Source organism: Brevundimonas sp. MYb52, from assembly GCF_002979535.1.
Lineage (GTDB): Bacteria > Pseudomonadota > Alphaproteobacteria > Caulobacterales > Caulobacteraceae > Brevundimonas.
In genome coordinates, this window is the sequence record NZ_PCPB01000013.1 from 1 (window position 1) to 22,392 (window position 22,392).

At 67.6% G+C, this 22,392-nt stretch carries 24 protein-coding genes and 1 pseudogene; 19 read left to right on the top strand and 6 right to left on the bottom strand.

Annotation, left to right across the window (positions count from 1 at the left end):
• From CQ039_RS13050 to CQ039_RS13070, 5 genes and pseudogenes are all read left to right on the top strand, one after another.
• Window positions 1–705, top strand: a pseudogene (locus tag CQ039_RS13050) (hypothetical protein); the annotation flags it as partial.
• Between the two features lie 54 nt (window positions 706–759).
• Entirely contained in the window at window positions 760–2,736 is a 1,977-nt protein-coding gene (ftsH, locus tag CQ039_RS13055; protein WP_105562443.1) for an ATP-dependent zinc metalloprotease FtsH, read from the top strand.
• A 139-nt stretch (window positions 2,737–2,875) separates the two neighbouring features.
• Window positions 2,876–4,102, top strand: a complete 1,227-nt coding sequence (locus CQ039_RS13060; RefSeq protein WP_105562442.1) for an acyltransferase family protein — start codon at window positions 2,876–2,878, stop codon at window positions 4,100–4,102.
• Window positions 4,103–4,166: 64 nt separating this feature from the next.
• Entirely contained in the window at window positions 4,167–4,805 is a 639-nt protein-coding gene (locus tag CQ039_RS13065) for a hypothetical protein (RefSeq protein ID WP_105562441.1), read from the top strand.
• 4 nt (window positions 4,806–4,809) lie between these two features.
• On the top strand, window positions 4,810–5,112 hold the full coding sequence (locus CQ039_RS13070; RefSeq protein ID WP_105562440.1) for a transcriptional regulator: 303 nt from the start codon (window positions 4,810–4,812) through the stop codon (window positions 5,110–5,112).
• 109 nt (window positions 5,113–5,221) lie between these two features.
• Here the strand turns inward: CQ039_RS13070 and CQ039_RS13075 are convergent, their stop codons facing one another.
• Both CQ039_RS13075 and CQ039_RS16640 read right to left on the bottom strand, forming a co-directional pair.
• A complete protein-coding gene (locus CQ039_RS13075; RefSeq protein ID WP_105562439.1) occupies window positions 5,222–5,653 on the bottom strand; it encodes a GreA/GreB family elongation factor in 432 nt (143 codons plus the stop codon).
• Between the two features lie 38 nt (window positions 5,654–5,691).
• The gene (locus CQ039_RS16640) at window positions 5,692–5,832 is read right to left on the bottom strand and encodes a hypothetical protein (RefSeq protein ID WP_158255982.1); all 141 of its coding nucleotides are present in this window, start codon (window positions 5,830–5,832) and stop codon (window positions 5,692–5,694) included.
• A 248-nt stretch (window positions 5,833–6,080) separates the two neighbouring features.
• Between CQ039_RS16640 and folP the strand changes: the two genes are divergently transcribed.
• Window positions 6,081–6,923 (top strand): dihydropteroate synthase, encoded by an 843-nt coding sequence (folP, locus tag CQ039_RS13080; RefSeq protein WP_105562438.1) that lies wholly within the window; start codon window positions 6,081–6,083, stop codon window positions 6,921–6,923.
• Here the strand turns inward: folP and CQ039_RS13085 are convergent.
• On the bottom strand, window positions 6,895–7,449 hold the full coding sequence (locus tag CQ039_RS13085; protein WP_105562437.1) for an ester cyclase: 555 nt from the start codon (window positions 7,447–7,449) through the stop codon (window positions 6,895–6,897). The two genes, folP and CQ039_RS13085, sit on opposite strands and share 29 nt — an antisense overlap.
• Window positions 7,450–7,547: 98 nt before the next feature.
• A complete protein-coding gene (locus tag CQ039_RS13090; RefSeq protein WP_199188054.1) occupies window positions 7,548–8,018 on the bottom strand; it encodes an SRPBCC domain-containing protein in 471 nt (156 codons plus the stop codon).
• 232 nt (window positions 8,019–8,250) lie between these two features.
• Here CQ039_RS13090 and CQ039_RS13095 point away from each other — a divergent pair, with 232 nt between their 5' ends.
• The 3 genes from CQ039_RS13095 to CQ039_RS13105 all read left to right on the top strand — a co-directional run bounded on the left by CQ039_RS13095 (window position 8,251) and on the right by CQ039_RS13105 (window position 10,195).
• A complete protein-coding gene (locus tag CQ039_RS13095) occupies window positions 8,251–8,592 on the top strand; it encodes a multidrug efflux SMR transporter (protein WP_105562435.1) in 342 nt (113 codons plus the stop codon).
• 76 nt (window positions 8,593–8,668) lie between these two features.
• Complete coding sequence (gene thiD / locus CQ039_RS13100; RefSeq protein ID WP_105562434.1) at window positions 8,669–9,448, top strand: bifunctional hydroxymethylpyrimidine kinase/phosphomethylpyrimidine kinase; 780 nt, start codon at window positions 8,669–8,671, stop codon at window positions 9,446–9,448.
• Window positions 9,449–9,622: 174 nt separating this feature from the next.
• On the top strand, window positions 9,623–10,195 hold the full coding sequence (locus tag CQ039_RS13105; protein ID WP_105562433.1) for a nucleotidyltransferase family protein: 573 nt from the start codon (window positions 9,623–9,625) through the stop codon (window positions 10,193–10,195).
• Window positions 10,196–10,278: 83 nt separating this feature from the next.
• On the opposite strand, the gene CQ039_RS13110 is transcribed toward CQ039_RS13105, so the two are convergent.
• Window positions 10,279–10,656, bottom strand: a complete 378-nt coding sequence (locus CQ039_RS13110; RefSeq protein ID WP_105562432.1) for a hypothetical protein — start codon at window positions 10,654–10,656, stop codon at window positions 10,279–10,281.
• A 256-nt stretch (window positions 10,657–10,912) separates the two neighbouring features.
• Here CQ039_RS13110 and CQ039_RS13115 point away from each other — a divergent pair, with 256 nt between their 5' ends.
• The 5 genes from CQ039_RS13115 (at window position 10,913) to CQ039_RS13135 (ending at window position 16,089) form a co-directional block, all read left to right on the top strand.
• Entirely contained in the window at window positions 10,913–11,263 is a 351-nt protein-coding gene (locus CQ039_RS13115; RefSeq protein ID WP_105562431.1) for a hypothetical protein, read from the top strand.
• Complete coding sequence (locus tag CQ039_RS13120; protein WP_105562430.1) at window positions 11,264–11,944, top strand: response regulator transcription factor; 681 nt, start codon at window positions 11,264–11,266, stop codon at window positions 11,942–11,944.
• 6 nt (window positions 11,945–11,950) lie between these two features.
• The gene (locus CQ039_RS13125) at window positions 11,951–13,399 is read left to right on the top strand and encodes a sensor histidine kinase (RefSeq protein ID WP_105562429.1); all 1,449 of its coding nucleotides are present in this window, start codon (window positions 11,951–11,953) and stop codon (window positions 13,397–13,399) included.
• Between the two features lie 1,060 nt (window positions 13,400–14,459).
• Window positions 14,460–14,972, top strand: a complete 513-nt coding sequence (locus tag CQ039_RS16560) for a hypothetical protein (RefSeq protein ID WP_146112124.1) — start codon at window positions 14,460–14,462, stop codon at window positions 14,970–14,972.
• A 448-nt stretch (window positions 14,973–15,420) separates the two neighbouring features.
• Complete coding sequence (locus CQ039_RS13135; protein WP_105562427.1) at window positions 15,421–16,089, top strand: hypothetical protein; 669 nt, start codon at window positions 15,421–15,423, stop codon at window positions 16,087–16,089.
• Window positions 16,090–16,092: 3 nt separating this feature from the next.
• Here the strand turns inward: CQ039_RS13135 and CQ039_RS13140 are convergent, their stop codons facing one another.
• Window positions 16,093–16,848, bottom strand: coding sequence for a hypothetical protein (locus CQ039_RS13140; protein WP_146112123.1), 756 nt, complete (start codon window positions 16,846–16,848; stop codon window positions 16,093–16,095).
• Between the two features lie 241 nt (window positions 16,849–17,089).
• On the opposite strand from CQ039_RS13140, the gene CQ039_RS13145 reads away from it, so the two are divergent.
• The 5 genes from CQ039_RS13145 to CQ039_RS13165 are packed head-to-tail and all read left to right on the top strand — an operon-like array spanning window position 17,090 to window position 22,295.
• On the top strand, window positions 17,090–18,469 hold the full coding sequence (locus CQ039_RS13145) for a hypothetical protein (RefSeq protein ID WP_105562425.1): 1,380 nt from the start codon (window positions 17,090–17,092) through the stop codon (window positions 18,467–18,469).
• An 18-nt stretch (window positions 18,470–18,487) separates the two neighbouring features.
• Window positions 18,488–19,303: a c-type cytochrome biogenesis protein CcmI gene (gene ccmI, locus CQ039_RS13150; protein ID WP_105562424.1), complete on the top strand. Its 816-nt coding sequence runs from the start codon at window positions 18,488–18,490 to the stop codon at window positions 19,301–19,303.
• A gap of 33 nt (window positions 19,304–19,336) precedes the next feature.
• Window positions 19,337–19,825, top strand: coding sequence for a cytochrome c maturation protein CcmE (gene ccmE, locus CQ039_RS13155; RefSeq protein ID WP_105562423.1), 489 nt, complete (start codon window positions 19,337–19,339; stop codon window positions 19,823–19,825).
• On the top strand, window positions 19,822–21,807 hold the full coding sequence (locus tag CQ039_RS13160) for a heme lyase CcmF/NrfE family subunit (protein WP_105562422.1): 1,986 nt from the start codon (window positions 19,822–19,824) through the stop codon (window positions 21,805–21,807). The genes ccmE and CQ039_RS13160 overlap by 4 nt, the downstream gene beginning before the upstream one ends.
• Window positions 21,804–22,295 (top strand): cytochrome c-type biogenesis protein, encoded by a 492-nt coding sequence (locus CQ039_RS13165; RefSeq protein WP_105562421.1) that lies wholly within the window; start codon window positions 21,804–21,806, stop codon window positions 22,293–22,295. Before CQ039_RS13160 ends, CQ039_RS13165 begins: the two co-directional genes overlap by 4 nt.
• The last annotated feature ends 97 nt before the right edge of the window (window positions 22,296–22,392 follow it).

The window sequence follows — 22,392 nt, forward strand, 5'->3', positions numbered from 1 at the left end:
CTGGAGGTAAAGACGGCGCCGCCTCCCGCGCCATCTCATCAAAGTCTGTCCGCGCACCCCCATCCCCCGCCCTTCCCCCCTCCGCCAACGGGAAGGGAGTTCGGTCGTTGTTTCGCCTGGGCCGGCGTTGTCGAAATCCCGCGCGAGGCCTCGGCCTCCAGGCTGGCGGCGGCCCTGCTGTGCGCGGGGGGCGGATCGGTTCCGCCGCGCGGGGATCGGCTGGAACGGTTGAGGGCGAGGCTTGCGGCCGGCGAGGACTTTACGGCGGGGCTGGCGGGGGCGCGGGTCGAGGCGGCCGGGGCGTCGGTTCTGCTGATGCGCGAGCCGGGCGAGATGAAGCGGCGCCCGCCGGAGCCCGTGGCCATGAGGCCGGGCATGGCGGCGGTCTGGGATGGGCGCTTTGAAATCACGACGCGCGAGGACGGCTGGCGGGTGGAGGCGGCGGCGGGGATGTTGGCGCGGCTGGCGCAGGCCGATCGACGCGCGGTCGCGGGTTTGCCGGCGGCGGCGCGGGGCGCCTTGCCCGTCCTGGTTCGGGACGGCGGGAGCGGCCCTATTCCTGGCCCGATTCTGGCATGGCGGGGGGCGACGGTGCGGGCCTTGGGCGGGCGACGTTTGGCGCTGGCGCTGGGCGAAACGACGCAGGAGGCCGACCTCTTTCACCCCATGCATGGCGAAACGCCGCCGACTGACCTATTTTCTTAGAAAGACTGCTGATCGGCGGGGCCTGACGGCGTCCGTCGAGAAACCGAGGATCGAATGAATCTGCGTAATCTAGCCATCTGGGGAGGGCTGCTGCTGGTCCTGGTCGCGGTCTATGCCGCGATCGGCACGAACGGCGGCGCGACCATGCCGGGCGCCAAGGGTGCGGCCGCCAGCCGCCCCGCGCCGATCACCTATTCGCAGCTGATCACGGCCATCAACGGCCAGGAGATCAAGACGGCGACGGTGCGCGGCGACACGATTAACGGCGTCTACAAGGACGACAGCAAGTTCACGACCGTCACGCCCCTGCCCAACGGCGACATCATCGACAAGATGCAGGCCGGCGGCGCCGCCGTGGACGTCAAGAGCACGCGCCAGCCCTGGTGGTCGGGCCTGCTGGGCCTGTTGCTGCCGGTGGCGCTGATCATCGCCTTCTGGTTCTTCATCATGAACCGGATGCAGGGCGGGGCCAAAGGCGCCATGGGCTTTGGCAAGTCCAAGGCCAAGCTGCTGACCGAGCACAAGGGCCGCAAGACCTTTGACGACGTCGCGGGCGTGGATGAGGCCAAGGAAGAACTGCAGGAGGTCGTCGACTTCCTGAAGGACCCGTCGAAGTTCCAGCGTCTGGGCGGCAAGATCCCCAAGGGCGCCCTGCTGGTCGGCCCTCCCGGCACCGGCAAGACCCTGCTGGCGCGCGCGGTGGCGGGCGAGGCGGGCGTGCCCTTCTTCTCGATCTCGGGTTCGGACTTTGTCGAGATGTTCGTCGGCGTCGGCGCCAGCCGCGTGCGCGACATGTTCGAGCAGTCCAAGAAGAACGCCCCCTGCATCATCTTCATCGATGAAATCGACGCCGTCGGCCGTCACCGCGGCGCCGGTCTGGGCGGCGGCAACGATGAGCGCGAGCAGACGCTGAACCAGCTGCTGGTCGAGATGGACGGCTTTGAGTCCAACGAAGGCATCATCCTGATCGCGGCGACCAACCGTCCCGACGTTCTGGACCCGGCCCTGCTGCGTCCCGGCCGCTTCGACCGTCAGGTCGTGGTGCCGAACCCCGACGTCTCGGGTCGTGAACGCATTCTGCGCGTGCACATGAAGGACGTGCCCCTGGCCGCCGACGTCAACGTCAAGACGATCGCGCGCGGCACGCCGGGCTTCTCGGGCGCGGACCTGGCCAATCTGGTCAATGAAGCCGCCCTGATGGCCGCCCGCAAGGACCGTCGCATGGTCACGCACCGCGACTTCGAGGACGCCAAGGACAAGGTCATGATGGGCGCCGAGCGCAAGTCCATGGCCATGAACGAGGAAGAGAAGCGCCTGACCGCCTATCACGAAGGCGGCCACGCCATCGTCGCCATCAACGTCAAGATGGCCGACCCGGTGCACAAGGCGACCATCGTCCCGCGCGGCCAGGCCCTGGGCATGGTGATGCAACTGCCGGAAGGCGACCGCTATTCCATGAAGTACCAGCAGATGGTCGATCGCATCGCCATCATGGCCGGCGGCCGCGTGGCCGAGGAACTGATCTTCGGCAAGGAGAACATCACCTCGGGCGCGTCGTCGGACATCCAGCAGGCGACCAAGCTGGCGCGCCGCATGGTGACGCAGTGGGGCTTCTCGGACGTGCTGGGGACTGTGGCTTATGGCGAGAATGAGCAGGAGGTCTTCCTGGGCCACTCGGTCGCGCGCAGCCAGAACATCAGTGAGGAAACCGCGCGTCTGATCGACAGCGAGGTCAAGAAGCTGGTCACGTCCGGCTGGGACGAGGCGCGCCAGATCCTGACCGACAAGGCGGCGGATCTGGAGAAGCTGGCTCAGGCCCTGCTGGAATACGAGACCCTGTCGGGCCAGGAGATCAACGATCTGCTGGAACGGGGCGTCACCCCGAACCGCGACGACGCCAACTCGCCCGTGCCGGGACCCTCGGTCTCGGTGCCGGTGACGCCGGTGTCGGACGGCACGGAGGTCGAGACGCCCAAGGCTTCGGAGGCCGAACCGGTCGCCGCGCCGGCGACGAGCGTGCCGACCGTCTGATCGGATCGGACAGGCTGAAATGAAGGAGGGGCGGGCCGCAGGGCTCGCCCCTTTTTCGTGCCCATCTTGGGTCTAGCAGACTTGTTTGTAATTTAGACTAGTCTGTGAGATATGGCGTTATCCGAAACAGGAGGGCGCCATGACGGCATCCGCATTCGACCAAGGCGAACGCCTGCACGGCCTCGACGGCTTGCGGGGCGCGGCCCTGCTGCTGGGGGTGGTGCTGCACGCCACCCTGTCCTTCTTTCCGAGCCAGATCTGGATCGTGGGCGACGACCAGAAGTCGGTCTGGGCCAGCGGGCTTTTCTTCGTCATTCACCTGTTCCGCATGGCCAGCTTCTTCCTGATCGCGGGCCTGTTCGGTCACATGATGCTGAAGCGGCGCGGGACGATGGGCTTCATCAAGAACCGGCTGATCCGCATTGCCGGGCCGCTGGCGGCTTTCTGGGGGCCGGTGATGGGCGGGATCATTGCGGTGCTGGTGTGGAACGCCTCTCTGCACGGCATGACGGCGGCGGATGCGCCGCCCCCGCCGACCTATGATTGGACCAATATCCCCCTGACCCATCTGTGGTTCCTGTGGGTGCTGCTGTGGTTCTATGCGGCCCTGGTGATCGTGAGCGCGGTCTTCGGGCGACTGGATTGGGCGGGCGCTCTGGGGCGCGGGCTGGACCGGCTGGCGGGCGGGCTGATCGGGCCGTGGGGTCTCCTAGTGCTCGGCGCGCCCTTGGCCCTGGCCCTGTGGCTGGAGCCGAACTGGATCGCCTTCTTCGGCATTCCGACGCCGGATGCGGGGCTGGTGCCCGAGACCTCGGCCCTGGTCGGCTTTGGTCTGGCCTTTGGCATGGGCGTCCTGCTGGATCGTCGTCGCGACCTGCTGGCGAGGATCACGGTCTGGACCCCGGTCTATCTGGGGCTGGCCCTGGGCGCCGGGACGACGGCCTTGATGCTGTCGGGCGGGCCGACGCTGGTGCTGACGCCGATGATCGATCCGGCGGCTAAGGCCATGACGGCGGCGGCGTTCGGCGTGGCGACCTATGCCTCGATGTTCGCCGTCGTCGGGCTGGCCCTGAGGTTCTGGTCGGGGCACAGCGCGGTTCGGCGCTATCTGGCCGACGCCTCCTACTGGATCTACATCGTCCACCTGCCGCTGGTGATGGCGGCGCAGGTGGTGGTTCAGGACTGGGCTCTGGTCTGGCCGGTCAAGCTGGCCATCGTGGTGGTCGGCGTCAGCGCCGTGTCGCTGGCCAGCTATGAGCTGATGGTCCGTCACGGGATGATGGGGCGCTGGCTGAACGGTCGGCGCGTGCCGTGGCGCAGGACTCGTCCGGTTGTGCCCGTCGTCCACCAAGCCGCCGCCGAATAGCTTGCCAACCTTGGCGGCTGCGTCCATCCGAAGGGGGCCGCCGCGTCGCGCCAGGAATCACCCGATGATCGACAAGTCCCGCACGCCCGAAGCCGACCTCGCCTTCATGCGCTCGATCGTGGAAGGCGGCGGGCGGCCGCCGATGACCCTGGCGATCTGCTATCTGGCGGGCGGGCTGTTGTATGGGCTGCAGTGCCTGTTTCATGTCGGGCAGGTGGTCGGGCTGATACGTTGGCCTGACCTGGCCAATCTGGTCTTTGTCGTCGGCATCACCGTCGCCTTTCTGGCGGTTCTGACCTGGGCCATCTTGAAGGACCGCAAGGCCGGGCCGTCCAACCGGGGGCCGCTGGCGACGCGGGTGACAAATGCGGCCTTCAGCGCCACGGGCATGGCCAACGCCGCGGTGATCATCGTCTTCGGGGTGGGGGCGGTGCGGGATCAGGATTTCGCCATCTGGCTCTACTACGCCGCCATCGTCTTCGCCCTGCAGGCGGCGGCCTGGTATGTGGCCTGGGTGCTGAAGAAGAAGGCCTGGATGCTGGCGGTGTCGCTGGGCGGATGGGTGACGGCGGTGGCTCTGGGCGTTCTGGTGCGCCAGCCGGTGGCCTATCTGGGCGTCTGCACCCTGGCCCTGTTCCTGCTGTTCGCCCTGCCGGGGTGGATGCTGTTCCGCGACGCCCGCGCGGGCGCCAAGGCCGCCTGACGTCATGGGACTGGCGGATGATTTCGGACGGATCGACGAGGTCATCCACGGCCGTATGCGGCTGGGGATCATGGTCTATCTGGCCGATGTCGAGGCGGCGGACTTCACTGAGCTGAAGTCCGTGCTGGAGGCGACCCAGGGCAATCTGTCGGTCCACCTGAAGAAGCTGGAAGAGGCGGGCTATGTCGCCATCAGCAAGAGCTTCGTGAACAACAAGCCCCTGACGCGGATCGCCATCACGCCCGAAGGGCGGGCGGCGTTTGCGGCCTATCTGGATGCGCTCGGCGGGTTGATCGGGCGGAAGTAGCGACGGCTGACGGCTTTGGAGAGGGGCGCGCTGACACCCCTCATCCGTCAGGCTTTCGCCTGCCACCTTCTCCCACAAGGGGAGAAGGGTTTTAGCGGCGCAGGGTCTTTCAGTGGGCGATGGCCTCGATGGGGTCTTCGTCCTCGATCAGGACGGCGGTCAGCTTGCGGGTTTCGCCTGACGGGTCGGGCCAGTTGATGGACTCGCCTTCCTTGAGGCCGATCAGGCCGGCGCCGACGTGCGACAGGATGGAGACGCGGCCCGCGTCGATGTCGGCCTCACGCGGCAGGACGAGCTGGACGCGGCGCACCTCGGGGTGGCGGTCGTCGGCGTAGTGCAGCCAGCGGTTCAGACCGACCACGTCACGCGGCATGTCGGCGGGCTCGCAGACCTCGGCGCGGTCCAGCTCCTGTTGCAGCAGGCCGGCGGGGCCGGAACCCGGCAGGTCGCCGACCAGGCGGTCCAGGGCGTCGAAGTCGGTGCGGCTGAGAAGGATGCCGGGCAGGGCCGGAGGGCGGCCGCGGGTCTTGGCGGTGGTCATGTCGGTTCTCGATGTGAAGAAAAAAGGGAAGAAGGGATTCAGGCGGCCGAGGGGCCGTCGTCGTCGCTGTCGTCCGCCGGGGGCGCAGGCGCGGGCGCGGGCGGCGTCGCGGGGCGGCGGCTCGGGAAGGGCAGGATGTCGGCGCCGCGCGCGGGCGGATCGTCTTGAGTTGGGGTCATGGCAGGTGTGTTCGCGGCTGACCGACGGGGCGGCTTGCGCGATCCTGATTTTAGGGAACTAGGAAAAAAGCGAAGCGACGCGCCCCGTAGCGGACGACAGCAAGCTGGCCGCTACGGGTTAAAGGCCTTCGACGCGGCGACCCGCGTGGGTGAGGCGTCGAGCCTGGCTGACGAAACGTTCCATAGTGTCTAGAGGCTGGGCCTCAGCGCGCGGAAAGTCAAACCGGCGCCTCGGGAGTTCTTGTCGCATGGATCGTCAATCCCTCGTGAAGCCGCCCCTGGTGATGGGCATCGTCAATGTGACGCCGGACAGTTTCTCCGACGGCGGGCGGCTGGCGACGCAGGAGGCCGCGCTGGCTCATGCCCTGCGGCTGATCGAACAGGGGGCGGATGTTCTGGACATCGGCGGCGAGAGCACGCGGCCGGGGTCGGACCCGGTGCGCGAGGACGAGGAGATCGACCGGGTCGCGCCCCTGATCACGGCGCTGCGGGCGCGTTGGGACGGGGTCATCAGCATCGACACCATGAAGCCGGGGGTGGCGCGGGCGGCGGTCGAGGCGGGAGCGACGATGTGGAATGACGTGACGGCGCTCATGCATGCGTCCGACAGTCTGGCGACCGCCGCCGACCTGGGGTGCGCGGTGGTGCTGATGCACATGAAGGGGGCGCCCAAGACCATGCAGGACGACCCGCACTATGACGACGTCGTCGCCGAGGTGGTCGCCCATCTGGCGGCGCGGGCCGAGGCGGCGATGACGGCGGGGGTGGCGCGCGAGAAGATCTGGCTGGACCCCGGCATCGGCTTCGCCAAGACCACGGTGCACAATCTGATGCTGTCGGCGCGGCTGGAGGCCCTGGTCGAGCTGGACTTCCCGGTGCTCTACGCCACCAGCCGCAAGCGGGTCGTTCAAGGCGTGGACGCCAGCGCGGTTCAGGCCAGCGACCGGCTGGGCGGGTCGCTGGCCCTGGCGCTGGAGGGCGTCCGTCGCGGCGCGCGGATGGTGCGCGTCCACGACGTGCGCGAGACGGTGCAGGCGCTGAAGCTTCAGGCCGCTGTGGCGGCTATGGCGCCAGGCCGATCTGCTTCATGAAGGCCTGGTTGTCCCAGTAGAGCCATTCCTCGACCATGACGCCGTTTTCCCAGCGGCCGACGGTCAGCATGGGCAGCTTGAACGCCTTGCCCGTCGGCTGGATCACCTTGCCGTCGCCGAGATCCATCGGCTGGGTGAAGGTGCCCTCCATGATGCCCTGGACTGCGGTGTAGTCGCCGTCGGCCAGCTTGATCGGGTGCTCCTTGATCCGCGTGTCGGGGGCGAAGACGAACTGCGGCTTCAGGCCCTCGATGTGGGCTGGCAGGCCCGTGGTGGTCGTGCCGTCAGGATAGTGGACGACGATGTTTTCGGCGTGGCTGCGGCTGAACTCGGCCCACTTCTGGCCGCTGTAGACGTTGAAATCCAGGTCGTCGAAGGTCGCCAGGTTGCGGGTCTGTTCGGCGGTGTGGCCGGAGGCGGCCGCTGCGGCGGGCGCCTTGTCCGCGGCCTTGTCGGCGGCGGGCGGCGAACAGGCGACCAGCGACAGACTGGCCGTGGCGATGACGAGGACGACGGAACCACGCATGTTGTCTCTCCGGTGAAGGCGGCATTGGCGCCCTCTTCGTAAGGGCGCCAATGCGAACGCGCTTCCGTGAGTTCTGGGCGCGGGCGCGGCCGCCCCGCCTAGCGCTGCTTCCAGGTTTCGCGAACCCGATCGGGAAAGCGGTCGAGGATGAAGCGGGGTTCAATCGCCTGTTCCAGCCAGAGCTTGGCCCCGGCCAGGACCAGGGTGAAGCCCTCCTTGGCGTCGAAGGCCTCGGCCAGGCCCTCGTCGGAATCCTCAAAGCCGCGATTGATGATCTCGACCCAGGTCGCCTTGCCACGACTTTCGAACAAGAATTCCACCTCGGTCGGACGATCTTCGAGGTTCCAGTCGAGCAGAATGCGACGACTGGGCTCGATCGCCTTGACCGCGACGCGGGTCGAAACGCCGTACATGCCCCAGGTCCAGGTCGCCTGCGCTCCCAGGGTCAGACGACGATCACCATGGGTAAACCAAAACCAGGACGTTACTCCTGGTTCCGTAAATGCTTGAAAAACCTCATCGATAGGGCGACGGATAAGCATTGCGGTGTTTACGAACGGTGTTTTCATATACCAACCTTGGCGGTAAACCTCCGCTGCAACGTGCAGCACCGAATAGTGTTGCACGACTGAGTAAAATTAGCCTTGAAATTTGGGATACCAATGTTTGTAAACATAGTAACGGATATTCTTGTTTCATGAATACTGTTGTCGGCCGGATTTCCACCCCCTTGAACGCGACCAAAGCCTGTCCATTTCGTCCCGCCTTGTCTGGAGACGCGTGATCGGTCATGCAGCGGCCATGTCCTGGCTGATGTCTCTGAATCCGTGGTTGGTGCTCGTCGTGGCGGGCCTGTTCGAGGTCATGTGGGCCTCGGGCATCAAATATGTGGGGGTGCAGCGGCCGCTGCTGTCCCTGGGTGTGGCCGCGGCCCTGGTGGCCAGCATGGTCGGGCTGTGGATCGCCACGCAGAAGCTGCCGGTGGGCACGGCCTATGCGGTGTGGACCGGCATCGGCGCCGTGGGCGCGGCGACGGTCGGGATCGTGATCTATGGGGAACCGGCGACGGCGGTGCGGGCGGTCTGCATCCTGCTGATCGTGGCGGGCATTGTCGGGCTGAAGCTGTTTTCGGGAGCGCACTGAGATGAGCGGGCACGACCTCCCTCAAGCCGTCTCCGACCGCGTCGGAGACGATAGGGACCAAAAGAGAGGCCGCGTATTGATACTGGCCGGTTCCGACTCCGGCGGCGGGGCGGGCATTCAGGCCGACATCAAGGCGGTGACCATGCTGGGCGGGTTCGCCGCCACGGCGATCACGGCCATCACCATTCAGAACACCCTGGGGGTGCATGGGGTCTATCCCCTGCCGCTCGACGTGATCGAGGCTCAGGCCAAGGCCGTGCTGGACGACATCGGCGCCGATGCGCTGAAGACCGGCATGCTGGGCTCGGTCGAGGTGGTCGAGGTGGTGGCCGCGCTGATCGACTATGCCGGCAACGTGCCGACGGTGGTGGACCCGGTGATGATCGCCAAGGGCGGCTCGCCCCTGCTGGAGGATCGCGCGGTCGAGGCGGTGCGGCGGCTGATGGTGCCGCGCGCGGCCCTTTTGACGCCCAATGCGCCCGAGGCCGAGGCCCTGACCGGGATCGCCGTGGTCGATCTGGACGGCCAGCGCCGCGCGGGCGAGGCTCTGCTGGAAATGGGCGCGCGGGCGGTGCTGATGAAGGGCGGCCATGTGCCGGGCGACACAGTCATCGACCTGCTGCTGACGTCTGAGGGTGAGACGGTGCTGGAAAGCGAGCGGGTGGACACGCGCCATACGCACGGGACGGGCTGCACCTTGGCGAGTGCGTGCGCCGCAGGCATCGCCAAGGGCCTGCCGCTGCCGGTCGCGGTGGCCGAGGCCTGGGCCTATGTGGCCGAGGCCATCCGCCGCGCGCCCGGTCTGGGCCAGGGACATGGGCCGCTGGATCACGGCTGGCCGATCCGGGATCGCTAGCGTTTTCCTCCCCATTTCATGGGGAGGTGGCGCGGCGCTGAAGGCGACGTGACGGAGGGGCGACTCCACGTCCGACCTCTGTGCCGCCCCCTCCACCGCTACGCGGTCCCCCTCCCCATAGAATGGGGAGGAAAGAGGTTGGCTTGCGTTCGGAATCGACAGCACAGAGCGCTCATGACCCTGGAAACCCGACTGATCGAGATCGTCCGCGCCGACGCGGCTTTGATGCATGTGCTGAACGTGATGCGCGACCTGGACCTGCCGGATTGGCGGCTGTTTTCCGGCGCTGTCTATCAGGGCGTGTGGAACGACCGGACCGGGCGGCCGGTCGGCTATGGGATCAAGGATTACGACATCGGCTATTTCGACCCCGACACGTCGTGGGACGCCGAGGACGTGATCATCAAGCGGGTCGCCGCCGCCTTCGAGCCGCCGTTCAGGGACCTGGTCGAGGTGCGCAACCAGGCGCGGGTGCATCTGTGGTTCGAGAGCAAGTTCGGCGAAACCTATGAGGCCCTGACCTGCACCGATGACGCGCCGGCGCAGTTTGTGGCGCCGGCCTTCGCCCTGGCCGTGCGGCTGGAGAAGGACGACACGATCAGCGTGGCCGCGCCCTATGGCTTGCGGGACGTGTTCGACATGGTGATCCGCCCCAACCCCGTGCGCGGTCTGGCCAAGGGCTGGGACAAGGTGATCGCCAGCGCGCGCGGGCGTTGGCCGGAAATCACGGTGGTCGAGCCGGAATGACGAAAGGGGCGCGACCCTTGCGGATCGCGCCCCTCGGCCGGGCCTCGGACAGGGAGGGATGAGGCCCGGTTCGGTGTCAGCCGTCAGTGGCGACGGCCGTTGTAGTCGTTGCGCTCGTAGCGGACCTTGGCCGACAGGCGGTCATAGCGACGGTCCAGGTCCTGGCGCTCCCAGCGGGTCAGGCCGCCGCGCTGATACTGGCGCTCCAGACGAACCAGGCTGTTCAGTTCGTCCTGCAGGCGCGAGGCCTCGCGGCGGCTAAGTTGGCGGGTGCGGACGCCCTGATCGATGCGGCGGTCCAGGTTGTGCTTGCGCTGGGCGATGGCGTTCCAGCCGCCGTAGTTCTGCTCATAGCCGTGACCGCGCGAGGGGCCGTTGTTGTGGCCATAGGACTGGGCGGCGGCGGGCAGGGCGGCCGAGGCGACGGCGACGGCCAGGGCGGGGATCAGCAGTTTTTTCATGGTCTTGGCTCCTTCGGTTCGTCGCAACCGGATCGGCTGCGTTGATCCCAAAAGACCACCCGGCGACTGAGCCGCATCTGAACGGCGCGTTTCAGTTCGGGTTCATCTGCATGAGAAGTTCGTCATCTTTGCGCAGGCGTGCTGACGGAAGGCCACAGCGACGGAGAATCCGCGTCCATGCGTTCCTTGTCCGGATGAACAGCGATAGACTGGCTGTTCAGCCCCTGTTCAGAGGCCCCTGTCTAGAAGACAAACCATGATGCGTATTCGAGCCCTCCTGCTGGCCGGTCTGATCGCTGTTGTTCCCCTGACGGACGCGGCGGCCCAGTCGCGCGGTCGTGACCGGGATCGTGACGACGACCGTCGCGAGCAACCCCGGAACTATCCGGGACAGGGCTTCCGCGATGCGCCCCGCTCGGCGCCGCAATCCTCGCCGCGGGCGGACCCCGGCGACATCGCGCGTCGTGTCCAGTCGGGTCGTCCCGGCCGGATGCTGGGCGTGCAGGAGCGCGGCGGCGACTATGTGGTGCGCTGGGAATATCCGGGCGGACGCGTGTCGGACATACAGGTTGACGGCCGGTCCGGCCGGGTTCGCGGAGACGACTGAATGCGGGTGCTGCTTGTCGAGGACGACGTCGATCTGTCGCGCCAGCTGAAGACGGCCCTGAGCGACGCCGGATACGCCGTCGATCATGCCCCGGACGGCGAGGAAGCCTGGTTCCTGGGCGACACCGAACCCTATGACGTGGTGGTGCTGGACCTGGGGCTGCCCAAGATCGACGGCGTTTCGGTGCTGGAACGCTGGCGCCGCGAGGGCAAGACGACGCCGGTGCTGATCCTGACGGCGCGCGGCGCCTGGTCGGACAAGGTGGCGGGCTTTGACGCCGGGGCCGACGACTATCTGACCAAGCCCTTCCACACCGAAGAACTGCTGGCCCGTCTGCGCGCCCTGCTGCGCCGCTCGGCCGGTCATGCGGCGGCGACCCTGACCTGCGGCGGCCTGAGGCTGGACCCGCGCGCGGCGCGGGCGACGGTCAATGGCGAGCCGCTGAGGCTGACCTCGCTGGAATACCGGCTGCTGCACTACATGATGATGCATCAGGGCCGGGTCATCAGCCGCACCGAGCTGGTCGAGCACCTGTATGATCAGGACTTCGACCGCGACTCCAACACCATCGAGGTCTTTGTCGGCCGTCTGCGCAAGAAGATCGGCTCGGACCGGATCGAGACGGTGCGCGGCTTGGGCTATCGCCTGTCGCCGCTGGCCGGCGAGAGCGACGCGGCCTGATTTCGGATGACCGACGCCGGGGCGATCGCGCCGCCCGCCAAGCCTGAAAAACCGGAGTGGGGCCGCTGGTTCGGGCGGCCAGGCCGGTCGCTGACCCGACGGCTGATCTGGCTGGCCTCGGCCTGGATCCTGGTGGCCCTGCTGGTGACGGGCGTGGTCCTGACCTCAGTGTTTCAGGAATCGGCGCTGCGGCGGCTCGGCAACATGCTGGGCGACACCATCGACGAGGCGGTGGTCGCGGCCAGCATCACCCCCGAGGGCGAGATCTTCATCGGCGAGATCCGCGACGCCCGCACCGAACGCCTGCTGTCCGGCAAGTACTGGATGGTGGCCGAGCAGGGGCCGGACGGACAGTTGCAGGTGGTGGCGCGCTCGGCCTCGCTGGGACGGGCCGATCTGGAATACGCCCATGACCTGGACGAGCGGCTGAGGGCCGCCTTTGGCCAGACCATCAGCTACAACGCCGAGGACGGCCCCAAGGGCGAGCCCCTGCGCATCGCCGCCAGCATGAAGCAACTGCCAGGGCGGCCTGCGCCGGTGGTCTTCTTCGCCGGGATCGACCGCTCGGACATCGACGCCGACACGCGCCAGTTCGCCACCGTGACGTGGGTGGCCATGCTGCTGCTGGGGGCCGGGCTGGTTTCGGCGGTCTTTATTCAGGTGCGGGTGGGGCTGCGACCCCTGTTCGACCTGAGGGACGAGATCTCCGACGTGCGCAAAGGCCGCTCGCACCGCATCGAGGGCGTCTATCCGGTCGAGATCCAGCCCCTGGCCGAACAGGTCAATCGGCTGCTGACGCACAACCAGGAGACGGTCGAGCGCCAGCGCACCCACGTCGGCAACCTGGCCCATGCGCTGAAGACGCCGCTGGCGGTCATGTTGGCCGAGGCGGGGACGTCCGAGGGCGTCCTGCCCGACATGGTGCGCAAGCAGACCAAGGTCATGCAGGATCAGGTCGACCACCACCTGCGCCGCGCCCGCGCCGCCGCCCGCGCCGCCCACGGCCTGGGCGAACGGACCCCGGTGGGCGAGGTTCTGGACGAACTGGCGGTCATGCTGGAGCGGGTGTTCGAGACCAAGGGGGTCGAGATCGACTGGCGCGCGCCGGACGACCTGGCCTTCCTGGGCGAGCGTCAGGACCTGCAGGAGATCCTCGGCAACCTGATCGAGAACGCCGCCAAGTGGTGCCGGCGCCGGGTGCGGATTTCAGCCGGGGCCTCGGTGCCAGGACAGATGGTGGTGGTGGTCGAGGACGACGGCCCCGGCCTGCCCGCCGACCAGCGCGACGCGGCGCTGAAGCGCGGCACGCGCATGGACGAGGACACGCCGGGCACGGGCCTGGGCCTGTCCATCGTCGAGGACCTGACGCGGGCCTACGGCGGCCGCGTCACCCTGGCCGACAGCGACATGGGCGGGCTGAAGGTGCTGCTGGAACTGCCGGCGGCGGAGGGGTGAGGGGCTTTGTCCCTCGCCGTAAGCGGACGGGCTAGAAGTCAGTTAGGGGGGGAAGCGGAGATCCCTAGAGCGGCGTTTTCTCCCTTTTCGTCATCCTCCGGCAAGCTGCCTCTTGGCGGCGCAGACCGGGGGACCCAGCGGCGCTGAAGGCGATCTGTTCACGAGAGATGTTCGACCATCGTCTGCGCGACAGGTTCGCGCTCTCGCGCGCCGCTGGGTCCCCCGGTCTCGCTGCGCTCGCCGGAGGATGACGAAAGCGAAAGCGCACACCAAGGTCTGCAATGGTCGATTGCGGTCCTGGGTTTCGGCGCCGAAAGCGGACATTGGCCTTCCGGCTCGAAAGCGGCCGCCGTCAATGTCCGCTAAGGGTGGGAAGCGGACGTCGATTGGAGGAAGTACCCGCTATGACCATTCGCCCTTTCTGCACGACTATTTCTCTCCTCGCCGCGGTGTTTGTCTCGATCGGAGTGTCCGCCTGCGGCGCACCCCCGCCGATGTCAGCCGCAGATCACACCTTCGACAACGCAATCTCGGCGGCATTGGCGGAAGGCCGATCTATCACCATCACCTCCCTTGAGCAGGGTGACTGGAGTATGGTGTGCGTCGTTGGGGAGGGGCGACCGGCAAACATGTTGCCTGGCCACGCTGCTCGCCCCGGCGAAGAGGCTTTTGAGAGCTTGTTCGATGCAGCGGCCTACTGGTCCGGTCCGAGCTCCGCTTTCGCGTTCCTCTATGATGAAGGTGTCGAAGTGCGACCGGTGAATGGCCTCCACGTGAATATGGGGCGACCCATAAACAGGTGCGTATCGAGAGGGGAGGCCATCCTTGTCCAGCATGGAGAAGGCGAATGGCGGTTCCGGGACTTCCCGACTTAGAACCGCGACCGTCCATTGTCCGCAACGGGTCGATTTCGGTCCATGGCTTTGGCGCCGAAAGCGGACACCGGCCTATAGGCCGGAAAGCGGTCGCCGTAGATGTCCGCTAGGGGGGGGAACGGCCATTGGCCGCGCAACTTGCCCAACGTATCGTTGTGAGGCGGCGATGTCTGCTGGAGAGAGGAATGAACGGCAAAATCTGGCCACTAGTAGTTATTGCGATCGGCCTGGTGTCTTGCGCAGACAAAGTCAGGATCGCCAATCCATCGCTATCGTCGCCTTATGATTTACCGATATCTATATCGAGTCATAGCCATTACGCAGGTATATCGGGATATGATGAAATTTCGTTCGACATGGATTTGTCTCGGATCAGATCTGAAGAAATTATCGCATCAAACATCCGTTTTGTTATCACATCATGTACTGATAATGTTGGCCGATTTACTGGCGATGTCATCATCAAAGGCGTCACATGGAGAGAGGCGCTAAACCACAATCGCGTTTCGAATTCTGATTCGTTACAGGCTAAAATATATGTTCCCCGCGATTTGATGTTGGCAAATATTTCGAATGAAAATCACATATTGACACGACCTTTGTCAGATCGCCGCCTCTGCTTATCCCTAGAAGGATATACGCGAAGCGGAACAAAAATTTTATCGAATGAATTGGAAATAGAACGGGCGTGGCTGTGATTTTGGGAAGTCCGCGCTTGGCCTGATTTGGTTCGGCCTAATCTGTCTGTTAGTCTGCATTGGGTCGTGAACCGAAGTTCGCTTTTGGGGGGTAGCGGACACTCGCTCGGGCGATGTTAGCGACTGTGAGCTTCCGGTCAGGACGCGTAATCGTTGCGCCCAAGCCGTCCCGACGACAAAGCTCGGTGACTTCCGAAATGGCGGCATCATCATCGTTGAAGAAGAGAGTGCCGAGCTGGGCCTTTCTGTCTCCAAAGTCCCATTCCACCTTGTATTTCGGCATCGCTGGTCCTCGTGGTGACACTTGCTGATCCTACATGGCGGCGGCGGTGCGGCAATGTCCGCAACGGGTCGGAAGCGGACGTCGCTTTCTCGACCACAAGCCGTCGCAGGTTGAACGCGCTGGGGCCGTCTGCGAGGGTGGGCGCGTCATGGCGCGGGGGCTGAAATGGACTTTCTGAAAATCCTCCGCAGCTTCGAGGAGTTCCTCTTTGAAGCGACGGCCTGGCTGTTGTTCTATCCGATGACGGTGTGGCGGATCATGCGCCACCCGCTGGCCGCCATGAGCTATTCGGACCGTCAGCAGCACGAACCGGACGAGCGCCGTTACGACGAGGCGATGAGCCCGCCTCTGGTCCTGCTGGTGACCCTAGTGCTGGCCAATCTGATCGCCGCCGCCGCCCATGTGCCGCCGCCCGAGAGCACGACCCATCTGGCCCACACCCTGCTGAACTCGCAGCAGAATCTGGTGCTGTTTCGCTCGCTGCTGTTCAGCCTGGTGCCGCTGATTTCGGCCGCCAGCCTGGTGCGTTTGCAAAAGAAGCAGCTCAGCCGCCAGTCGCTGATGGAGCCCTTCTACGCCCAGTGCTACCTGGCCGCGCCCTGCGCCTGCTTCGTCGGCCTGGGCGGCCTGATCGTACAAAGGCCCGATATTTCAAACGCCTATGGCGTCGCCATCATCATCGCCGGGACGGTGTGGTTCCTGTGGGTCCAGTCGGCCTGGTTCGCGCAGAAGCTGGACGTCACGCGCGCCAGAGGGGCTGTCCTGGCCAGCTGGGCCATGGCGCGCGCGGTCGTCTATATGCTGGCGATCCTGATCCCCTTCGCCCTGTTCTGAGGCCTAGTAGGGGTTCATGGCGCGGACATCGCCCGAGGCGCTGACGGTGCAGCGCGAGCGATAGGAGCCGGTGGCCATGGTCAGTTCATATTCGCCGCGGCCCAGATCGCGCACGCTGATCGGCACGCTGGAGCCATAGGGGCGGTTCTGGAAGTCGTCGGCGCTGCGGGCGCAGGCCTGTTGCGCCGCCGGCGGCGCGCCCTGGACCCAGCGGCTGTTCGAGTGGCGGCGGTTGCGGGCCTCGTCCTCGCCGGCCAGATAGCCCTCGTGATAGCCCTCGGTCTCGTGGCGATCATCATAGTTGGCGCCATAGAGGGCCGCCTGATAGCCGCGCTGATACTCGCGGTCATGGTTCTCGTCGGCGTCGTTGTGACGGTTGTTATGCGCGGCGATGGCGGCGGCCAGGCCGACGATGGCCACGCCCGCAACCACAGCGGCGGCGGTGTTGTTGGAGCTGGAATGGCTGTCGCCGCACTCGCTGCGCCCGGCGCGGTTGATCGAGGCGTAGCGGCCGTCGCGGGTCATGATGGCGACGCAGTCGTCGCCCTTGCGCCACCAGGTCAGGCGCCCGTCGCCCACCACTTCGGATCGGTCGGTGGCCTGATAGCCGCGACGCTGCAGCTCACCCTCGGCCTGACCGGCGCGGGCGTTGACCAGATCGCTGAGCGCGCCGGGCGTCTGAGCCCATGACGAGGCGGCGGAGGTCAGAACGACAACACTCGCAGCGAGGGCGGCTACGGATCTTTGGCGGAACGACATGACAGGCTCCGAAATGAGGCGGCGCCGCCGACCGATCCGACGACCGCGCAGGGTGAACATGAATCCGCGAGGGGAACAACCGGAGGATGCGCATGGTGATCCCATCACGATGGTCTCAGGACGATTTGTCGCTGATGGGAGGGTCAGGAAGGCGGGGGCGAGAGCGCCAAAATCCCCTGTTAACCCGAAGGGGGCACCCTTGGCGGGATGGCCGGGAATCGGATCGGCCCAAGGAGAGTGCATGGCGGACCTGTCGGTCGCGCAAAGGGCCGCCCTGGCCCAGCTGATCGCCGCTTGCCCGGATCATCTGCTGTCCCAGCTGGAAGCGCTGGCGGCGACGATGACGGGGGATCGCGCGTGGGCGCTGCGCGACATGGTCGAGGCCGAGGTGTTGGATCGGCGACGGCGAGACGCGGCCTTTGCGCCTTTGACGCCCCTGTTCCGGCGGCGCGAGGACGGGCTGGAGGGCTTGAGCTTTCCGGCAGGCGTTCCGACGCGGCTGTGGAAGCTGGCCACGCGCAATGAACCGGAACTGTTGCCGCAGCTGGATCGCGACGACGAGCTGTCGCGCATGGTGGCCGACCGTCTGTGCCTGAGCGCGGCCTCGGCGGTGCGGGATCAGGGCGAGGGGCTGTGGCCGGGCGCCAGCGCGGATGAGGCGGCGGAACTGGCGGCCTGTTTCGATCTGGCCGGGTTGGCGCGGCGTAGTCTGACGTTTCTGGAGACCTGGCTGGGACGGCCAGGGCCGGAGGCGACGGCGGAGCTGAAGCTGGCGCTGCGCCAGGCGGGGTCGATCGCGCCGGACGGGGCGGCGCGGTTGATGGAGATCTTCTTCGCTCATTTGTCGGACGCGCGGATGATGCTGCGGCTGGTGGCCCAGGCCACGCCCGCCGCCGGGCGCGAGACGGTGGTGGGCGAGAGCGAGCTGGCGGTCTTTGTCGACCGGGTGGTGACGGCGCTGGCGCATCGGGCGGCGCAGGCGGCGGCCTTTGACCCGACCGCCGTTGATTCTTCAGGGAGGGGGGCGGATGCGGCCCTGCTGAAGGCCGATCTGGACTGGTGCGCCGAGACCCTGGCCGAGATCGACATGACCCTGCCGCTGAGGGCCGACAGCGCCTGGGGCAAGGCGGTGCGGCAGGCGCGGCTGAAGATCGCCCTGCGCCTGTCCGAACTGTTCAGCGCCGCAGAGAAGGCGACGGCCAAGGTGCTGCCGGTCGAGCGCACGGCCATCGGAGGGCGGATGACGCGCCCCGCGCCGCGTCTGGACGAAGCGGTCGACGCCACAGCGGCGGACAAGGCCAAGGCTTTGGCGGCGGTGATCGGACTGGTGCGCGGGCCGGCCACGGTGTTCGGCTGCGAAGCCGAGCGGCGTCAGACGGCCGAGGGGCTGACCGGAAAGCTGGCGACCTGGGCTGACGAGGCCATCGAGCGGTTGAACGACGGCGAGGCGCCGAACGAGGGGATCGCGCGCAAGCGCATCGCCCTGACCGCCGAACTGCTGGGCCTGATCGGCGCCAGGGACGCCCAGCGCACGGTGAGGCGGCGGCTGACGGTGGCCGGAGCGCCGCCCAGCGTCGCGGTGGAGGCTGCGACCTCGGGAGCCTCGCGTCGGCGCGCCTGATCCGCTAGAGCGGCGGGCATGACGATCTTCTGGATCATGACGGGACTGGCCACGGCCCTGGCCGGGCTGCTGGTGCTGGCGGGCGCGCGACGCGGGGCGGACGCCGAAGGCGTGATCGACCGCGAGGCTGGCGCGCGCGAACTGGCCGAACTGGACCGGTTGAAAACACGCGGCCTTCTGGACGAGGCGGGCTGGACCGCCGCGCGGGCCGAGGCGGGACGGCGGCTGCTGGCGGCGCGCCGCGACGCGCGGGCGCCGACGGTGGGGGCCAAGGACCGTTTGTGGGTTCTGGGCGGGATCGGCCTGACGGCGGCGGTTTCGCTGGCGCTCTATCTGGGGCTGGCGGCGCCGGGCATGGCGGATCAGGCCTATGAGACGCGGGTGCGCGACTGGGCGGCCTCGCCCGAGACGCTGGAGCCGGCTCAGGCGGCGGCGGTGATCGGCCGCATCGTCAAGGATCGCCCCGACGACCATCAGGCCCTGGTCATGCTGGGCGCCGCGCGCTTCGAGGCGGGCGACCCCATCGGCGCGGCCTCGGCCTTCCGCCGGGCGCTGGCGATCCGGTCAGACGACGCCCAGAGCTGGGCCCGGCTGGGCGAGAGCCTGGTGCGGGCCAACGAAGGCGCGGTCGGCGGGGACGCCGAGGCGGCCTTTGTCGAGGCGCTGAAGCACGACCCGGATCAGCTGGGCGCGCGCTACTTCCTGGGCGAGGCGGCGCTGAAGCGCGGCGACAAGGCCGGGGCGGCGGCGGTCTGGGGGCCGCTGATCGCGGCGCTGGAGCCGAGCGATCCGCGCCGGGCCGACCTTCAAAAAAGACTGGGCGGGGCTGGATGAGCCTGCGCTGCAACCCTTCTGTGATGTCCTGACATGAGCTGGCTTCCCAAATCGCCCAAGGCGCGGCGTCGCCTGTGGATCGTGGCGGCGGCGGCGCCGGTGCTGGCCCTGGCGGTCGGCCTGTCGCTGTGGGCCATGAAGGACAATGTCACCTACTTCTTCTCGCCGTCCGAAGTGACCGAGGAAGCGGCGCCGACGGGTCGGGTCATCCGCCTGGGCGGACTGGTCGAGGCCGGCAGCGTGGTCAAGGGCGCCGACGGGACCGTGGTCTTCGTCGTCACCGACAATGCGGGACGCAGCAAGGTCAGCTATCACGGCGACCTGCCCGACCTGTTCCGCGAGGGGCAGGGCATCGTGGCGCAGGGCGCCTTCCGCCCCGACCGCGTGTTTGAAGCCAGTCAGGTCCTGGCCAAGCATGACGAGACCTATATGCCGCGCGAAGTCGCCGACCGGCTGAAGGAAAAGGGCGAGTGGCGCCCTGAAACGGGCGAAGCGCCGCCTGCCGGAGCGCAAAGGCTGTGATCGTCGAACTGGGGGCGTTTGCGCTGATCCTGGCGCTGGTTCTGGCCGGGCTGACGACGGTGCTGACCACGGCGGGGCGGCTGCGGGCCAGCCCGGTGCTGGCGGGCGCGGGCGGCGGGGCGTTGCTGGCTTCGGCGGCGGCGACGGCGCTGGCGTTTGCTGCGCTGATCTACGCCTTTGCGGTGTCGGACTTCTCAGTGTCGAACGTGGCCCTGAACAGCCACACCGACAAGCCCATGCTCTACAAGGTCGCCGCCGCCTGGGGCAGCCATGAAGGCTCGCTGGTGCTGTGGTGCCTGGTCATGACCGGCTTCGGCGGGGCGCTGGCGCTGGCGCGCGGCCTGCCGTTCGGGCTGAAGACCTCGGCCGTGGCGGTGCAGGGCGCGCTGTCGACCATGTTCCTGGCCTTCGCCGTCTTTACGTCGAACCCGTTTACGCGTCTGGACCCGGCCCCGGTGCAGGGCGCGTCGCTGAACCCGCTGTTGCAGGACCCGGCGCTCGCCTTCCATCCGCCGCTGCTCTACGCGGGCTATGTCGGCTTTTCGGTCTGTTTTTCGCTGGCGGTCGCCGCTCTGATCGAGAAGCGGGTCGATCCGGCCTGGGGGCGCTGGGTGCGGCCGTGGGCGCTGGCGTCGTGGGCCTTCCTGACGGTCGGCATCCTGCTGGGCTCCTTCTGGGCCTACTACGAGCTGGGCTGGGGCGGCTGGTGGTTCTGGGACCCGGTGGAGAATGCGTCCTTCATGCCGTGGCTGGCGGGGGCGGCCCTGCTGCACTCGGCCATCGTCACCGAACGGCGCGGGGCGCTGGCGGGCTGGACGGTGTTTCTGGCCATCCTGGCCTTCACCTTCTCCATGCTGGGGGCCTTCCTGGTGCGCTCGGGCGTGCTGACATCCGTCCACGCCTTCGCCGTCGATCCTGAGCGGGGCATGATGCTGCTGGCCATCCTGGGCGTGGCGGCGGGGGCGGCCTTTATCCTGTTCGCCTTCCGGGCGCCGGCGATCCGGTCGGGCGCGGCCTTTGCGCCGATCAGCCGCGAAGGCGCGCTGGTGCTGAACAACCTCTTCCTGACGGCGGCGGCGGCGACGGTGCTGCTGGGGACCCTCTATCCGCTGATCCTCGAGGGACTGTCGGGGGCGACCATTTCGGTGGGGCCGCCCTATTTCGCCGCGACCTTCGTGCCGCTGATGCTGGTGGCCTGTCTGATCCTGCCTGCCGGGCCTCTGCTGGCGTGGAAGCGCGGCGACCTGAAGGGGGCCTTGCAGCGTCTGTGGCTGGCGGCGGGTCTGGCGGTGGTGGCGGCCTTTGCGGCCTTTATGCTGTTCGAGCCCAAGAAGGCGTTGGCGGCGGCGGGTCTCGGCGTCGGGGCCTGGCTGATCCTGGGGGCGCTGGCCGAGGTGGCGACGCGGACCAAGGCGTTCCGCGCGCCCCTGGCCGAGACCCTGCGCCGCGCCAAGGGGCTGCCGCTGGGGGCCTGGGGCATGACCCTGGCCCACGCGGGGCTGGGCGTCTTCATCCTGGGGGCCGTGGTCGAGACCAGCTTCAAGGCCGAGGCGGCGGCGGCGGTTCCCTTGGGCGGGGTGGTCTCGTCGGGGCCGTGGCGGGTCCGTCTGGACGCCGTCGAGGTGATCGAGGGGCCGAACTACCTGGCCGAGCAGGGGCGACTGACGGTCATGCCGGTCGAGGGCGGCGCCGTCGAGCGCACCGTCACCGCCGAGCGCCGTTTCTTCCCGGCGGGCGGGCAGACGACGACCGAGGTCGGGCTCGACTTCCGCGGGCTGGACGACGTCTATGTGGTCATGGGCGAGCGGGCGCGCGCCGAGAACGGCGAGCAGGCCTGGACGGTGCGGGTCTATTACAATCCCTGGGCGCGGCTGATCTTCCTCGGTCCGGCCATCATGGCCCTGGGCGGAGTGCTGTCGCTGCTGGATCGGCGGCTGCGGGTCGGGGCGGGATCGCGTCAGAAGACGGGGGCCAAGGCGTGAGGCGGCTGGCTTGCCTGGTCGGGGCCTTGAGCCTGATGGCCGGCGCCGTCATGGCTGAACCGCCCCCGGCGCCAGACCGGCCTCTGCCCGACGCAGGCCAGGAGGCGCGGGCGCGGGCCCTGTTCGCCGACATCCGCTGCGTCGTCTGTCAGCACGAATCCATCGCCGACAGTCCGGCGGGCATCGCCGCCGACATGCGCCGTCTGGTCCGCGAGGAGATCGCGGCGGGCAAGAGCGATCAGGCGGTGCGTCAGGATCTGGTGCGGCGCTACGGCGACTATGTGCTGTTCCAGCCGCCGGTGCGGGCGGGGACCTGGCTTTTGTGGTTCGGCCCCTTCGCCCTGGTGCTGGGCGCGGGGACGGTCTTTGTCTGGCGCGCGCGCCGTCGACGGACCGAGATTCAGCCCTTGTCCGAAGACGAGGAGCGGGCGCTGGCGGAACTGACCGCCGATCCTGACGAAACCGAGAGCGTTTCGCCGCGATCCTGACGCAAGCGCGCCTCACGGCGAACGCGGATCAGGAACAACCATCGCGAGGGCGTGCATTGGCTTTGGCCATAAGCCCCTATATCCATGGGCGAACGGA

Excerpts from the sequence above, each read along its gene's own strand:
- CQ039_RS13090 (WP_199188054.1), bottom strand. The coding sequence starts at position 8,018 with ATGAAAACACCGTTCGTAAACACCGCAATGCTTATCCGTCGCCCTATC.
- CQ039_RS13135 (WP_105562427.1), top strand. The coding sequence starts at position 15,421 with ATGGACTTTCTGAAAATCCTCCGCAGCTTCGAGGAGTTCCTCTTTGAA.
- CQ039_RS16560 (WP_146112124.1), top strand. The coding sequence starts at position 14,460 with ATGAACGGCAAAATCTGGCCACTAGTAGTTATTGCGATCGGCCTGGTG.
- ftsH (WP_105562443.1), top strand. The coding sequence starts at position 760 with ATGAATCTGCGTAATCTAGCCATCTGGGGAGGGCTGCTGCTGGTCCTG.
- CQ039_RS13120 (WP_105562430.1), top strand. The coding sequence starts at position 11,264 with ATGCGGGTGCTGCTTGTCGAGGACGACGTCGATCTGTCGCGCCAGCTG.
- CQ039_RS13105 (WP_105562433.1), top strand. The coding sequence starts at position 9,623 with ATGACCCTGGAAACCCGACTGATCGAGATCGTCCGCGCCGACGCGGCT.
- CQ039_RS13070 (WP_105562440.1), top strand. The coding sequence starts at position 4,810 with ATGGGACTGGCGGATGATTTCGGACGGATCGACGAGGTCATCCACGGC.
- folP (WP_105562438.1), top strand. The coding sequence starts at position 6,081 with ATGGATCGTCAATCCCTCGTGAAGCCGCCCCTGGTGATGGGCATCGTC.
- ccmE (WP_105562423.1), top strand. The coding sequence starts at position 19,337 with ATGAGCTGGCTTCCCAAATCGCCCAAGGCGCGGCGTCGCCTGTGGATC.
- CQ039_RS13115 (WP_105562431.1), top strand. The coding sequence starts at position 10,913 with ATGATGCGTATTCGAGCCCTCCTGCTGGCCGGTCTGATCGCTGTTGTT.
- ccmI (WP_105562424.1), top strand. The coding sequence starts at position 18,488 with ATGACGATCTTCTGGATCATGACGGGACTGGCCACGGCCCTGGCCGGG.
- CQ039_RS13125 (WP_105562429.1), top strand. The coding sequence starts at position 11,951 with ATGACCGACGCCGGGGCGATCGCGCCGCCCGCCAAGCCTGAAAAACCG.
- CQ039_RS13145 (WP_105562425.1), top strand. The coding sequence starts at position 17,090 with ATGGCGGACCTGTCGGTCGCGCAAAGGGCCGCCCTGGCCCAGCTGATC.
- CQ039_RS13110 (WP_105562432.1), bottom strand. The coding sequence starts at position 10,656 with ATGAAAAAACTGCTGATCCCCGCCCTGGCCGTCGCCGTCGCCTCGGCC.
- CQ039_RS13085 (WP_105562437.1), bottom strand. The coding sequence starts at position 7,449 with ATGCGTGGTTCCGTCGTCCTCGTCATCGCCACGGCCAGTCTGTCGCTG.
- CQ039_RS13075 (WP_105562439.1), bottom strand. The coding sequence starts at position 5,653 with ATGACCACCGCCAAGACCCGCGGCCGCCCTCCGGCCCTGCCCGGCATC.
- CQ039_RS16640 (WP_158255982.1), bottom strand. The coding sequence starts at position 5,832 with ATGACCCCAACTCAAGACGATCCGCCCGCGCGCGGCGCCGACATCCTG.
- CQ039_RS13065 (WP_105562441.1), top strand. The coding sequence starts at position 4,167 with ATGATCGACAAGTCCCGCACGCCCGAAGCCGACCTCGCCTTCATGCGC.
- CQ039_RS13095 (WP_105562435.1), top strand. The coding sequence starts at position 8,251 with ATGTCCTGGCTGATGTCTCTGAATCCGTGGTTGGTGCTCGTCGTGGCG.
- CQ039_RS13140 (WP_146112123.1), bottom strand. The coding sequence starts at position 16,848 with ATGTCGTTCCGCCAAAGATCCGTAGCCGCCCTCGCTGCGAGTGTTGTC.
- CQ039_RS13060 (WP_105562442.1), top strand. The coding sequence starts at position 2,876 with ATGACGGCATCCGCATTCGACCAAGGCGAACGCCTGCACGGCCTCGAC.